The 14,590-nt window shown below is 73.0% G+C and carries 9 protein-coding genes; 1 reads left to right on the top strand and 8 read right to left on the bottom strand.

The features are described from left to right. Window positions 1-30: 30 nt before the first annotated feature. The 8 genes from rho to argS form a co-directional block, all read right to left on the bottom strand. Entirely contained in the window at window positions 31-2,088 is a 2,058-nt protein-coding gene (rho, locus tag ABIH81_RS13560) for a transcription termination factor Rho (RefSeq protein ID WP_349880574.1), read from the bottom strand. Window positions 2,089-2,425: 337 nt separating this feature from the next. Next, window positions 2,426-3,328 carry a homoserine kinase gene (thrB, locus tag ABIH81_RS13555; RefSeq protein ID WP_349880573.1) on the bottom strand — a complete coding sequence of 301 codons (903 nt, stop codon included), beginning with the start codon at window positions 3,326-3,328 and terminating at the stop codon, window positions 2,426-2,428. A 64-nt stretch (window positions 3,329-3,392) separates the two neighbouring features. Continuing rightward, entirely contained in the window at window positions 3,393-4,637 is a 1,245-nt protein-coding gene (locus ABIH81_RS13550) for an MFS transporter (RefSeq protein ID WP_349880572.1), read from the bottom strand. 134 nt (window positions 4,638-4,771) lie between these two features. Then, on the bottom strand, window positions 4,772-8,020 hold the full coding sequence (locus tag ABIH81_RS13545; RefSeq protein WP_349880571.1) for an efflux RND transporter permease subunit: 3,249 nt from the start codon (window positions 8,018-8,020) through the stop codon (window positions 4,772-4,774). A 112-nt stretch (window positions 8,021-8,132) separates the two neighbouring features. Beyond that, a complete protein-coding gene (gene thrC / locus ABIH81_RS13540) occupies window positions 8,133-9,182 on the bottom strand; it encodes a threonine synthase (protein WP_349880570.1) in 1,050 nt (349 codons plus the stop codon). 112 nt (window positions 9,183-9,294) lie between these two features. Then, window positions 9,295-10,599 (bottom strand): homoserine dehydrogenase, encoded by a 1,305-nt coding sequence (locus tag ABIH81_RS13535; protein WP_349880569.1) that lies wholly within the window; start codon window positions 10,597-10,599, stop codon window positions 9,295-9,297. After that, window positions 10,596-11,981: a diaminopimelate decarboxylase gene (gene lysA, locus ABIH81_RS13530; RefSeq protein ID WP_349880568.1), complete on the bottom strand. Its 1,386-nt coding sequence runs from the start codon at window positions 11,979-11,981 to the stop codon at window positions 10,596-10,598. The genes ABIH81_RS13535 and lysA overlap by 4 nt, the downstream gene beginning before the upstream one ends. Window positions 11,982-11,987: 6 nt before the next feature. Next, the gene (gene argS, locus ABIH81_RS13525) at window positions 11,988-13,655 is read right to left on the bottom strand and encodes an arginine--tRNA ligase (RefSeq protein ID WP_349880567.1); all 1,668 of its coding nucleotides are present in this window, start codon (window positions 13,653-13,655) and stop codon (window positions 11,988-11,990) included. A gap of 98 nt (window positions 13,656-13,753) precedes the next feature. Between argS and ABIH81_RS13520 the strand changes: the two genes are divergently transcribed. Beyond that, window positions 13,754-14,590, top strand: a complete 837-nt coding sequence (locus ABIH81_RS13520) for a DUF3105 domain-containing protein (RefSeq protein WP_349880566.1) — start codon at window positions 13,754-13,756, stop codon at window positions 14,588-14,590.

Below are 14,590 nucleotides of genomic sequence, written 5' to 3'. Positions count from 1 at the left end.
CCGTGCCCCTCGTTCGCCGGATCCGTCAGCTCACTCGCCCGGAGTGGACTTCGCGATCTGCATCAGGAACTCGATGTTGGTGCGGGACTGCTTGAGCCGGTCCAGCAGGAGGTCGAGTGCCGCCTGCGAGTCCAGCGAGTGCAGCACCTTGCGGAGCTTGTGGATGATCGCCAGCTCCTCCGGCGCGAGCAGGACCTCCTCCTTGCGGGTGCCGGAGGGGTTGATGTCGATCGCCGGGAAGACCCGCTTGTCGGCGATCTTCCGGTCCAGCTTCAGCTCGGCGTTACCCGTGCCCTTGAACTCCTCGAAGATGACCGTGTCCGCCATGGACCCGGTCTCCACCAGCGCGGTGGCGAGAATGGTCAGCGAACCGCCGTTCTCGATGTTGCGCGCCGCGCCGAGGAAGCGCTTGGGCGGGTAGAGCGCGGTGGAGTCGATACCACCCGACATGATCCGGCCGCTGGCCGGCGCCGCCAGGTTGTACGACCGCCCGAGGCGGGTCACCGAGTCGAGCAGCACGACCACGTCGTGCCCCAGCTCGACCAGGCGCTTCGCCCGCTCGATCGCCAGCTCCGCGACGGTGGTGTGGTCCTGCGGCGGACGGTCGAACGTGGCCGCGATGACCTCGCCCTTCACCGACCGCTGCATGTCGGTGACCTCTTCCGGCCGCTCGTCCACCAGCACCACCATCAGGTGGCACTCCGGGTTGTTGCGGGTGATCGCGTTCGCGATCGCCTGCAGCACCATCGTCTTACCGGCCTTCGGCGGCGACACGATGAGCGCCCGCTGGCCCTTGCCGATCGGCATGACCAGGTCGATCACCCGGGTGGTGAGGATGTGCGGCTCGGTCTCCAGCCGCAGGCGCTCCTGCGGGTAGAGCGGGGTGAGCTTGTAGAACTCCGGCCGGCGCTTCGCCTCGTCCGGCTCCATCCCGTTGATGGTGTCCAGCCGGACCAGCGGGTTGTACTTGTCGCGCCGCTGCTCACCGTCCCGCGCGGCCCGCACGGCGCCGGTGATCGCGTCACCGCGGCGCAGGCCGTACTTCTTGATCTGGGACATCGAGACGTACACGTCGTTCGGGCCGGCCAGGTAGCCGGTGGTCCGGACGAAGGCGTAGTTGTCGAGGACGTCGATGATGCCGGCGACCGGGACGAGCACGTCGTCCTCGCCGACCTGCGGCTCGCGGCCGCCACCGCTGTCGCCCTCGCCCCGCTCGCCGCGGCCGCGACGACGGTCCCGGAACCGGCTGCGCCGGCCCCGCCGGCCGCCGCCCTCGTCGTCGTCGCCGTCGTTGTCCCGCTCGGCGCGCTGACCACGGTCGTTGCGGTCACCCCGGTCGTTGCGGTCGCCGCCCCGGTCACCGCGCTCGTTGCGGTCACCGCGCTCGGTGCGCTCGCCCCGGTCGGACCGCTCGTTGCGGTCGCCACGCTCGGCCCGGTCGCCACGCTCGGCCCGGTCACCACGGTCGTTGCGCTCGGCCCGCTCGCCGCCGCGCTCGCCACGGTCGGCCCGCTCGCCGCCACGCTCGCCGCGCTCACGGCCCCGGCCCTCGTTGCGCTCACCGCGCTCGGCCCGCTCGCCGCCACGCTCGGCCCGCTCGCCGGTCTCGGCGGGCGCCTCCTCGGCGCGCGTCGTCTCGGCCGGCCGCGCCTCGGCCGCCGGCGTCTCGGCCGGTCGCGCCTCGGTGGTCGCGGCGGCGGCCCGGCTGCGGCGACCACGGGTACGACCCTCGGTCACCTCGGCGGCCGGCGCCTGCCCGGCGGGGCGTGCCTCGGCCCGCTCCTCACGGACCTCCGCGTGCACCTCCTCACGGGCGGGAGCGGACGCAGCCGCCACCTCGGCTCGCGGTCGAGGGGTTCCGGCCGCGGCGCCGCCCTGCTGCCGCTCGGTGATGGCACTGATCAGCTCGCCCTTGCGCATGCGAGCGGTACCAGAGATGCCGAGCGACGCGGCCAGGCTCTGGAGCTCCGGCAGCAGCATCGCCGACAGACCGGTGCCGCTCCGCCGGCGGCGCGTGGGGGCGGCGGTGGTGGTGGCATCGCCAGCGACGTTGGAAACATCCGACGTCACGTCGGTGGTGTCGCTCAATGGATTCCTTCCCTCGATAGGCCGGGGCTGCCCGGAGTCGTGGAACCAGGTGGCCGGGCGGCCTCGGTGCACCCGCCTCGCATGGACGCGTCGCGGGAGTCTGTGACACAGCAGCCGGTGGTTTCCCGACTCACCACCATCGGTGAGCAGGTCTCGCCGTCTGCGGCGACCTGTGGAAACTGCGGTGCGGCGTGGGCCTTGAGCAGGGGTGACGGGCTACCGCCGAGAGCTTCGGGGGTGCGCCGAACCGCAGGAAGATCGCATGCTTCGCGGCTGTGCTAGGTCTAGAGCGTAATCGCCTTGTCCGACCTGCGGCAACAGGGCCCCGCTCGGCGTGTCAAAGTCTACCCCGGATGACCCGGGCACCGCTGACATCTATCGGCAACTCCCACCGGCGCCAATCTGTTCCCGCCTGGAATCCCGCCGGAACCTCGGTGAGCGCCAGCACCGTCGGACCCGCCCCACTGACCACAGCCGCCACATCCGCCGCACGCAGCGCGGCGACGAGCGCCGCCGTGGCGGGCATCCCCGGCGCCCGCTGGTCCTGGTGCAGCCGGTCGACGGTGGCGGGCAGCAGCAGCGCGGGATCGGCCGTCAGCGCGTGCACCAGCAGGGCCGCCCGGCCCGCGTTGAACGCCGCGTCGGCGTGCGGCACGGTGGCCGGCAACGCCGCCCGGGCCACCGAGGTCAGGCCGCGCTCGGCGGGCACGAAGACGGTCGGGCACACCGCCGGCGCCACCGGCAACGAGACCGCCCGCGCGCCGCCCGGTTCCGTCCAGGCGATCGTGAAGCCGCCGAGCAGGCAGGGCGCGACGTTGTCCGGGTGCCCCTCCAGCTCGGCCGCCAGCCGCAGCGCGGCGTCGTCGTCCATCCGCCGGTCGCCGTCGGCCACCAGCGCGCGGGCCGCCAGCACCCCGGCCACGATCGCCGCCGACGACGAGCCGAGCCCCCGGGCCTGCGGGATGCGGTTGACGCACTCCAGCGCCAGGCCGGCCGGCTGCGCGCCGAGCACGTCGAAGGCGGCCCGCATGGCGGTGACGATCAGGTGCCGCTCGTCCGGCGGCAGCTCGCCCGCGCCCTCGCCGGTGACCGAAACCCGTACGCCGCCGTCGGTCACCTCGGCCGTGACGTCGTCGTGGCGGCCGAGGGCCAGCCCGAGCGCGTCGAAGCCGGGGCCCAGGTTGGCGCTGGTCGCGGGCACCCGGACCCGCACCGGGCCGGGGGTGAATGTGGTCGGCACCGGCTCATGCTAGGACGTCACCCCGACAGCCCGGCCGGACCGCCCGGAGCGTGGGACCGGCGTGTCAGGCGGCGCGCCCGGGGGACGGCGCGTCACCCGGGTCGGTGAGCGAGAGCCGCCGGGTGGCGAACCGCCAGCCGATCGCGTACACCACAGTGACCAGGCCACAGCCGGCCAGCACGGTGCGCTCGTCCACCCGGTCCACCACGAGCGCGACCACCAGCTGGCTCACCGCGATGGCGAGCGTCGCCAGCATCATGTCGGTGGCGAACACCCGGCCGCGGAGCCGGTCCGGCACCTCGCCCTGCAACGCGTAGTTGGACAGCACCCAGTTGCTGCCGCCGCCCAGGTGGGCCAGGAACACCAGGACCAGCACCAGCGGGAACCAGGTCACCACCGAGGCGCCCAGGTAGGCCAGGCCGTACATCGACATGGACAGCGCCAGCCCGGTGAGCAGCCAGGCCCGGTTGCTCAGCACCCGGCGCATCATGATCGGGCCGACCAGGGCCCCGGCGCCGCGGGCCGCGAAGAGCAGTCCGGCGCCGACCGCGCCGACGCCGTACACCCCGGCGAGCAGCGGGAAGACGGTGAGCACGCCGTTGCCCAGGCCGACCGCGGACTTGACCGTCACCAGCGCCAGCACGCGCGGCCGATGGGCGATGTAGCGCAACGCCTCGCGGATCGCCGCCCAGGTGCGCGGCACCGTCGCCGCCGGGTCGCGCGGCGCCTGCAACGGCCGGCGGATCAGCGCCGCCAGGCCCACGGCGGCGGCCAGGCCGGCAGCGGCCACCCAGAAGCTGGCGTACGGGCCGGCGACGGCGCTCAGGATGCCGCCGAGCGAGGCGCCGACCACTGTCATCGTGCCCCAGGCCGAACCGGCGACCGCGTTGCCGGCCGCCAGGTCCTCCGGGTCGACCACGTTCGGCAGCGCGGCCTGGGCGGCGGGCGAGTAGAACGCCTTCGCCACCGCCACCAGCGCGATCGCCGCCAGCGCCAGCCAGGCCGTACCGGCGCTGCGCACGCCGAGCAGCAGCAGCACACCGGCCAGCGCGCCCACGTTCGCCACCATCATCACCTTGCGGCGGTCGAACCGGTCGGCGACGGTCCCGGCGTACGGGAGCAGCAACGCGGTAGTGCCGGTGTCCACCGCCAGCACCAGCGCACCCCAGACGCCGCTGCCGGTCAGTTCGGGCAGCAGCACCAGCAGCGGCACCATGACGAACCAGTCCGCGCCGAAGACCACCAGCTCGGCGAGGAACAGATGGCGGAAGTCGCGGTTGCGGACGAGGACCGAGAGGGCGGGTGACACGCGGGCACCCTATCGGGCCGCCCCGGTCGCGGCGGCGCGACGCAGCAGGCCGGAGGCCGTGACGTAGGTGTATCCCGGGGCCCGCAGCCCGCCGATCGTGCCGGGAGGGGCCCGCACGGGCCCCTCCCGGCCGGTCACTCGGTGGGCGGAAGCGGCGACTGGCGGCTCTTGGGCAGGCGGAGCACCTCGAACTGGTCGGTGCCGTCGACCAGCGCGCCCGACGGGCGGGCCGGCGGCGGCGCGACCTCGGCCCGTTCCTCCGCCTGCTCCCGGCCGCCGACCGCCACCGGCACCCGGTCCGGCTCCGGCTGCGGCTCGACCGGCTCGGGAGCGCCGCCCCGACGCCGGTTCCGGAACGAGCCCTTGGTGTGCTCGACCATGGTGTAGAGCGTCGGCACCAGCACCAGCGTCAGCAGCGTCGAGCTGAGCAGGCCACCGATCACCACGATCGCGAGCGGCTTGGAGATGAAGCCGCCCTCACCGGTCAGGCCGAGCGCCATCGGCAGCAGCGCGAAGATGGTGGCGACGGCGGTCATCAGGATCGGCCGGAGCCGCCGCCGGCCGCCCTCGACCACGGCCTCGGTCACGTCCATGCCCTGGGCCCGGTACTGGTTGATCAGATCCAGCAGCACGATCGCGTTCGTCACCACGATGCCGACGAGCATGAGCACACCGATCAGCGCCGGCACGCCCAGCGGCGTACCGGTGACCAGCAGCAGCCCGATCGCGCCGGTCGCGGCGAACGGCACCGAGATCAGCAGGATCAGCGCCTGGGTCAGGCTGCGGAACGTAGCCACCATGATCAGGAAGACGATCGCGATGGCGGCCAGCACCGCGAGTCCGAGGTCCGCGAACGCGTCGGCCTGGTCGGCGCTGACGCCGCCGATCACGTACGTGGCGCCCGGCACGTCCAGCGCGTCCAGCCGCTTCTGCAGCTCCTGGGTGGTGGCGCCGAGGTTCGAGCCGGTCGCCGTGCCGGTGACCGAGACGCTGCGCTCCCCGTCGATCCGGGTCACCTGCTGCGGGCCGTCGACCTGCTCGACGTCCGCGATCGCGTCCAGCGCCACCGCGCCGACCCGCAGCGCCCGCAGCTCCTCGACGGTCAGCGGCGGCCGGGCGCCGCTGCTCAGCACCACGTTCTGCGCCGTACCGTCGAGCGTCACCTGCCCGATCGGCGCTCCCCGGTACGTCTGCGCGACGAGCTGACCGACGGCCGCCTCGGTGAGACCCGCGCGGGCCGCGGCCACCCGGTCCACCGTCACCTCGACGCGCGGCACCTGGGTGGCCAGGCTGCTGGTGACGTCCTCCACGCCCGGCGTGCCGGCCATCGCGCCCCGTACCGCATCGGCCGCCCGGGTCAGCGTCTCCTGGTCGGCGGCCTGCACGACCACCTCGATCTGGTTGGCGGACGCGTCCTGCCCGCCGCCGAACGTCAGCTCGCCCACCGCCGGGCCGAGCGCGTCGAACTCCTTGCGCAGGCCCTGCCGTACCGTCGCGGCGTCGGTGTCGTCGGAGAGCGACAGCGACCAGGTGGCCCGGTCGCTGCCGCCGCCGCCGGCGAACGGGTTGTCCCCACCACCGGCGCTGACCTGGTAGGTCTCCACCCCAGGGGTACGCCGCAGCACCTCCTCGACCCGCGCGGCGGCCCGGTCGGTGCCGGCGAGCGAGGTGCCGGCCGGCATCTCCTGCCGGATGGCGAGCGTGTCCTGGCCGGAGTCGTCCAGGAAGTTGGTCTCCAGCTTCTGCGCCAGGCCGAACGTGCCCAGGAGCACCAGCAGGCCGAGGCCGACGGTGGCCCAGCGGGTCTTCCGGGAGCGGGTGGCGAAGTCGATCACCGGCAGGTACGTCCGCTGCAGCGGGTTGCGCAGCTCCTTCTCCTCGGCGGCGCGCCGGGCGGCGGCGTCGTCGGCGCCGCCGCGCGGCCGGAGGAACCAGTAGGCCAGCACCGGGATGACGGTCAGCGACACCAGCAGCGACGCGAGCAGCGCCACCGTCACGGTGATCGCGAACGGGGCGAACAGCTGCCCGACGAAGCCGCCCACCAGGGCGATCGGCGCGAACACGGCGACGGTGGTGAGCGTGGACGCGGTCACCGCGCCGGCCACCTCGCGGACCGCGGTGAGGATCGCGTCGCGCTTCGGTTCGCCGTACTCCAGATGGCGTTTGATGTTCTCCAGCACCACGATGGAGTCGTCCACCACCCGCCCGACGGCGATGGTCAGCGCGCCGAGGGTGAGCAGGTTCAGCGAGTAGTCGCCGGACCAGAGCACGATCAGCGCGACGAGCACGGACAGCGGGATGGACACCGCGGTGACCACCGTGGAGCGCACCGACAGCAGGAAGACCAGGATCACCACGACCGCCATGACCAGGCCCAGCAGGCCCTCGGTGGTCAGGCTCTCGATGGACTTCTCGACGAACGGGGCCTGGTCGAAGACCACGGTCAGCTCGGCGCCGGAGGCGGCCGACAGCTCGTCCAGCCGGTCCCGGATCTCGTGCGAGATGTCCACTGCGTTGCCGTCCGGAGCGGCGGTCACCGCGATGCCGAGGCTGGGCTTGCCGTTGGTCCGGGTGAACGAGGTGGCCGGGGCGAGCTGCTGCTCCACGGCGGCCACGTCGCCGAGGCGTACCGGGGCGGCGGGGGCGGTGGTCAGCACGATGCCGCGCAGGTCGTCGATCGTACGGATCGGCGTGCCCACCTGCACCGGCAGCGACCGGTCGCCGTCGGCGAGCGCGCCCGCCGGCACGGCCACGCCGTTGCTCTTGAGCGCCGACGCGACGGCGGCCGGCGCCACCTTGGCGGCGGCCAGCTTCACCGGGTCCGGCGTGATCGTCACGACCTGGTTCCGGGCGCCGGTGACGTCCACCGAGCGGACCCCGTCCAGCGCCTCCAGCTCCGGTACGACGGCGCTGCGCAGCTTCTCCGCCAGCGCCCGCTCGTCACCGTCACCGGTCGCGGCGACGACCACGGCGGGCAGGTCGTCGGTGCTACCGGCGATCACCTGCGGGTCGACGCCCTCGGGGAGCTGGGAGTCGATCCGGTTGAGCGCGGTCTCCATCTTGTTGACCACGTCGTCCAGGTCGGTGCCGAACTCGTACTGCACCTGGACCGTCGCCGAGCCCTCGCGCGAGGTCGAGGTGACCTCGTCCAGGCCCGGGATGCCCTTGAGGCTGTTCTCGATCGGCTCGGCGACCTGCGATTCCACGATCTCCGGCGCGGCGCCCGGGTACGTCGCCACGATGAACGCGGCGGGGAACTCCAGCGACGGCAGGAGCTGCTGCTTCAGCGACGGCACGGCGAACAGGCCGAAGGCCGTGGTCACCAACGCGACGAGGGCGATCAGCCCCCGGTTGACGAGGCTGAATCTGGCGAGCAGCGACATCGGCGTTACTCACTCCTGGAGAGGTGTCTGCGGGGGGTGTCTGAGTCTGCCGCACGCCCCGGCACTCCCGGCATCCGCCCCAGCCGATGACACCGCCGATGAGGCGGGAACCTCAGACGAGGTCGAGGGAACGGGCGGCGGCCAGCGCGTCGTTGGCGATGGTCACCGGCGCCGGCGCGGTGGAGATGGCCCACTCCGGGTCCTTGAGGCCGTGCCCGGTGACGGTGCAGACCACGCGCGACCCGGCCGGCACCCGGCCGGCGGCGGACTGCTGGAGCAGACCGGCGACGCTGGCCGCGCTGCCCAGCTCGACGAAGACGCCCACCTCACGGGCCAGCAGCCGGTACGCCGACAGGATCTCCCGGTCGCTGACCGCCGAGATCAGGCCGTCGGAGGCGTCCCGCGCGTCGATGGCCTTCGTCCAGCTCGCCGGGTTGCCGATCCGGATGGCGGTGGCGATCGTCGACGGCTCCGGCACCACCTGCCCGGTGACGATCGGAGCGGCGCCGGCCGCCTGGAAGCCGTACATCCGGGGGGCCTTCGTGGCGTTGCCGTCGCGCAGGTCCTCGGAGTAGCCCATCCAGTACGCGGTGATGTTGCCGGCGTTGCCGACCGGCAGGCAGTGGATGTCGGGCGCGTCGCCGAGCGCCTCGACGATCTCGAAGGCGGCGGTCTTCTGGCCGTGCAGCCGGTCGATGTTGACGGAGTTGACCAGCGCGACCGGGTAGTCCTGGGCGAGCTTGCCGGCGAGCCCGAGGCAGTCGTCGAAGTTGCCCTGCACCTGGAGCAGCTTCGCGCCGTGCACGAGCGCCTGCGCCAGCTTGCCCAGCGCGATCTTGCCCTGCGGCACCAGCACCGCGCAGGTGATCCCGGCGCGGGCCGCGTACGCGGCGGCGGACGCGCTGGTGTTGCCGGTGGAGGCGCAGATGATCACCTTGTCACCGGCCTCGACGGCCTTGGAGACCGCGACCGTCATGCCGCGGTCCTTGAACGAGCCGGTCGGGTTGGCACCCTCGACCTTGAGCCACACGTCCGCGCCGACCCGGGCGGAGAGCACCGGCGCCGGCAGCAGCGGCGTGTCGCCCTCGTGCAGGGTGACGACGGGAGTCGCCCCGGTGACCGGCAGCCGATCCCGGTACGCCTCGATCAGTCCCCGCCACATGTCGTGCTCCTCGCCTCCGTCGCCCCGCTCCGGGGTCCGTCACCAGCGTGGACCAGCCCGCCCGGCCGGCCACCGGCACACCCTGCCCTAACCATCAGGCGGGACGCGCGGGTTACGCGCCACCCTCCACCCGCAGCACACTCGTCACCGAACGGACGATGTCGAGTCCGCGCAGCTCGCCGACGGTGGCCGCGAGCGCGGCATCGGGCGCGACGTGGGTGACGATGACCAGTTCGGCGTCCCCGCCGGCCGGTCCCTGCCGGACGGTGGCGATGGACACCTCGTGCCGGGCGAAGACGCCTGCCACCCCGGCCAGCACGCCCGGCCGGTCGGCCACGTCGAGGCTGATGTGGTAGCGGGTGAGCGCCTCGCCCATCGGCCGCACCGGCAGGTCCGCGTACGCCGACTCGCTCGCCGCGTGCACCCCGGCGAGGCGGTTGCGGGCCACCGCCACCACGTCGCCGAGCACCGCGCTGGCGGTGGGCGCGCCACCGGCGCCCCGGCCGTAGAACATGAGCTGCCCGGCGGCGTCGGCCTCGACGAAGACCGCGTTGAACGCGTCGCCGACGCTCGCGAGCGGGTGCGTCAGCGGGATCATCGCCGGGTGCACCCGGACGTTGACGGTCTCCCGGCCCTCCGCGTCGACGCCCCGGGCCGCGATGCAGAGCAGCTTGATCGTGCAGCCCATGGCCTTGGCGCTGGCCACGTCGGCGGCGGTCACCTCGGTGATGCCCTCGCGGTGCACGTCGGCTGCGGTCACCCGGGTGTGGAACGCCAGCGAAGCGAGGATGGCGGCCTTGGCGGCGGCGTCGAAGCCCTCCACGTCGGCCGTCGGGTCGGCCTCGGCGTACCCCAGCTCGGTGGCCTCCTCCAGCGCCTCGGCGAACCCGGCGCCGGTGGCGTCCATGGCGGAGAGGATGAAGTTCGTGGTGCCGTTCACGATGCCGGTGACCCGGGTGATCCGGTCGCCGTGCAGCGACTCGCGCAGCGGGCGCAGCAGCGGGATGGCCCCGGCGACGCTGGCCTCGTAGTAGAGGTCGGCGCCGCCCTCGGCGGCGGCGTCGTGCAGGGTGGCGCCGTCCTCGGCGAGCAGCGCCTTGTTGGCGGTGACCACGCTCTTGCCCGCGCGCAGCGCCTCGACCAGCCAGCCCCGGGCCGGCTCGATGCCGCCGACCACCTCGACCACCACGTCCACGTCGTCGCGCTTGATCAGCCCGAGCGCGTCGGTGGTGAACAGCGCCGGGTCGACCGGCAGGTCACCACGGTCACGGCCGATCCGGCGTACGGCGATCCCGGCGATCTCCAGCGGGGCGCCGATCCGGGCGGCGAGGTCTTCCGACTGCTCGTTCAGCAGTCGGACCACGTCGCTGCCGACAGTGCCGCAGCCGAGCAGCGCCAAGCGAACCGGTGAGGTCATCCCACATCCAATGCCAGCAGGTCGTCTTCGGTCTCCCGGCGGACGATCAGCCGCGCCCGACCTTCACGGACGGCGACGACCGGGGGCCGCGGGACATGGTTGTAGTTGCTCGCCATGCTCCGGCAGTAGGCCCCGGTGCCGGGCACCGCGACAAGATCTCCGGGCTGCACGTCAGCGGGCAGGAATTCATCCTTCACCACGATGTCCCCGGACTCACAGTGCTTTCCCACCACGCGGGCGAGCATCGGCGGTGCGGCCGACGTGCGGTTCGCCAGCGTGGCCGAGTACGAGGCGTCGTAGAGCGCGGTACGGATGTTGTCGCTCATCCCCCCGTCCACACTCACGTAGGTCCGCAGTCCGTCGACGTCTTTGACGGTTCCGGCCTCGTAGAGCGTGAACACGGCCGGACCGACGATCGCGCGGCCCGGCTCGACGGACAGGTGCGGCACGGCGAGGTTCTCCGCCGCGCACTCCCCGTCGACGATCTTGCGCAGGCGCTTCGCCAGGTCGTGGGGGGACGCCGGGTCGTCCTGCGTGGTGTACGCGATGCCGAAGCCACCGCCCAGGTCCAGCTCGGGCAGCTCCACGCCCCGGGCGTCGCGGATCTGCGACTGGAGGGCGAGCACCCGGCGGGCGGACACCTCGAAGCCGCTGGCGTCGAAGATCTGCGAGCCGATGTGCGAGTGCAGGCCGCGCAGCTCCAGCACGTCCTCGTCGAGGATCTTGAACGCGGCCGCCGCGGCGGCGCCGCCCGCGAGCGAGAAGCCGAACTTCTGGTCCTCGTGCGCGGTGGCGATGAACTCGTGGGTGTGCGCCTCCACGCCGACGGTGACCCGGACCAGCACCTTCGGGCGTACCCCGCGCTCGCGGGCCAGCTCGGTGAGCCGGTCGATCTCGGTGAACGAGTCGACGATGATCCGGCCCACGCCGGCGTCGACCGCCCGGGTCAGCTCCGCCACCGACTTGTTGTTGCCGTGGAAGCCGATCCGCGCAGGCGGCATCCCGGCCGACAGCGCGGTGGCCAGTTCGCCGCCGGTGCAGACGTCGAGGAACATGCCCTCCTCGGCGATCATCCGGACCACGGCGCGGCACAGGAACGCCTTGCCCGCGTAGTAGACGTCCGCGTCCGGGAAGGCCGCCCGGAACTCGCGGCAGCGCTCGCGCAGGTCGTCCTCGTCGAGCACGTACGCCGGGGTGCCGTACTCCGCGGCCAGGTCGCGGACGTCCAGGCCCGCGACGGTCAGCGCGCCGCAGGGACCGCGCGCCACGTTGCGCGGCCACAGTCGCGGCACCAGGGCGTTGACGTCGACCGGGGTACGCAGCCAGGCCGGCCCCCGGGTGCCGATCTCACCGTGCAGCGCTCCTGCCTCATGCGCTCGCATCTGGCATCACATCCGCTCCGGCGCGGACACCCCGAGCAGGTGCAGGCCGTTGGCGATGACCACCCGGGTGGCGTCGTTGAGCCAGAGCCGGGCCCGGTGGGTGTCGGTGATCTCCTCGTCGCCCTGCGGGGCGATCCGGCAGTTGTCGTAGAACCGGTGGTACGCCTGCGCGACGCTCTCCTCCAGGTAGCGGGCCACCCGGTGCGGCTCGCGCAGCTCGGCCGCGGTCGCCACCACGGCCGGGAACTCCGCGAGCGCCTTGAGCAGCTCGTTCTCCTTGTCGTGGCCGAGCAGCTCCGGCTGGAACGCGGCGGCGTCACCACGGGTCAGCCCGATCTCGGCCGCGTTGCGGGCCACCCCGGCGGTCCGGGCCGCGACGTACTGCACGTAGTAGACCGGGTTGTCGTTCTTGGCCCGGGTCCACAGCTCCACGTCGATGTCGATGGGCGAGTCGGCCGAGTAGCGGGCCAGGGCGTACCGGGCGGCGTCCACGCCGATCGCGTCGACCAGGTCCTCCAGCGTGACCACGGTGCCGGCCCGCTTGCTCATCCGCACCGGAGCGCCGTCGCGGACCAGGTTGACCAGCTGGCCGATGAGGATCTCCAGGTTGCGCGCCGGGTCGTCGCCGAAGCACGCGGACATCGCCTTCATCCGGCCGACGTAGCCGTGGTGGTCGGCGCCCAGCATGATCACGACCCGGTCGAAGCCGCGCTCCCGCTTGTTCAGGTAGTAGGCGCAGTCGGCGGCGAAGTACGTCCACTCGCCGTTGGACTTGCGCAGCACCCGGTCCTTGTCGTCGCCGAACTCGGTGGTGCGCAGCCAGGTCGCGCCCTCGGACTCGAAGACGTGCCCCTGCTCCCGCAGCCGGTCCAGCGCCGCGTCCAGCGCGCCCCGGTCGTGCAGGTCCTTCTCGTTGAAGTAGGTGTCGAACTCCACCCCGAAGTCGCGCAGCGAGGACTTGATCTCGGCGAACATCAGCTGGACGCCCTCGGTCCGGAACACCTCCTGGGCGGCGTCCGGGGCGAGGTCGAGCACGTCCGGGCGGCGGCGGACCACCTCGGCGGCGATATCCGCGATGTACGCGCCGCCGTAGCCGTCCTCCGGCGCGGGCTCACCGGTGGCGGCGGCCAGCAGCGAGCGGGCGAACCGGTCGATCTGGGAGCCGGCGTCGTTGAAGTAGTACTCCGTGCCCACGTCGGCGCCGGTGGCGCGGAGCAGGCGGCTGAGCGCGTCGCCCACGGCCGCCCAGCGGACCCCGCCGATGTGCACCGGGCCGGTCGGGTTCGCCGAGACGAACTCCAGGTTGATCCGCTGACCGGCGAGCGTGTCGCTGCGCCCGTACGCCGAGCCGGCCTCGACGATGACCTTGGCGAGCTGACCGGCGGCGGCCGCGTCCAGGCGGATGTTCAGGAAGCCGGGCCCGGCGATCTCCACCGACTTGATCCCCGGCGCCTTGGCCAGTTCGTCGGCCAGCGCGGTCGCCAGCTCCCGCGGGGGTACGCCCACCTTCTTGCTGAGCTGGAGCGCCAGCGTCGAGGCGTAGTCACCGTGATCGGGATTACGGGGTCGCTCGACGGTGGTCTGCGCGGGCAGCGCGGCGCGGTCCAGTCCCCGCTCGTCGAAGACGGCGTGGGCTGCGGCGAGGACGACCTCGGCGAGTTCTGCGGGAGTCACCGAACCATGTTATCGGGGGTAGACTCGGGCACCGCGGAGGCGACCCAGCATGTGAACCGGCCCCGCGCTCCCCTGACCGACCGACCTGACGAGGCACGATGAGCATCAGCACCCCGGGCGGCCCGGAGCGCCGTCCGACCGTGGTCAGCACCGGCAAGAAGCCGGCCGCCGGCCGGCCCGCGGCTGCCGACAAGCCCGCCGCGAAGGCCGGCTCGGGCAAGGCCGGGGGCGGCAAGGGCACGCCACGGCCGGGCGCCGGGGGCAAGGGCCGCAAGCCGATCGCCCCGGTGAAGGTGAGCCAGGGCCGCTCGTGGGGCCCGATCGCCCTCTTCGTCGCGGTCGGCGTACTGGCCGTGGGCATCATCGGTGTCGGTGCCTGGGCGGTCTACCAGGGCGGGCAGCCGTGGCAGAAGCGGGCCGAGGCGATCGACGGCATCGTCGACTACCGCGCCAAGGACAAGGACCTGGTCAAGGGCGGAAACCACCAGCCCGGTGCGATCAAGTACGACATCCTCCCGCCGGTCGGCGGCCCGCACAACCAGGCGTGGCAGAACTGCATGGGTGACGTCTACGACGCCCCGATCGCCAACGAGCACGCGGTGCACAGCCTGGAGCACGGCACGGTCTGGATCACCTACCGCCCGGACCTGCCCGCCGACCAGGTGGAGAAGCTCCGCAGCAAGGTGCAGGGCAAGGAGAAGACGATGCTCAGCCCGTTCGAGGGGCTGGACAAGCCGATCTCGCTCCAGGCCTGGGGCTACCAGCTCAAGGTCGACAACGCCGACGACGGCCGGATCGACGACTTCATCAAGACCCTGCGGGTGAACGCCTCCATCGAGGGCCCGAACGCGCTCTGCGACCAGGGCGTCACCGCCACCGGCACCACCCCGCGGGACAACCTGCAGAACACCATGCCCCAGCAGCCCACCCAGTGA

The organism is Micromonospora sp. HUAS YX12, assembly GCF_040215685.1.
GTDB classification, from domain to species: domain Bacteria; phylum Actinomycetota; class Actinomycetes; order Mycobacteriales; family Micromonosporaceae; genus Micromonospora; species Micromonospora tulbaghiae.
This window is presented reverse-complemented; position numbering and strand designations above follow the sequence as displayed.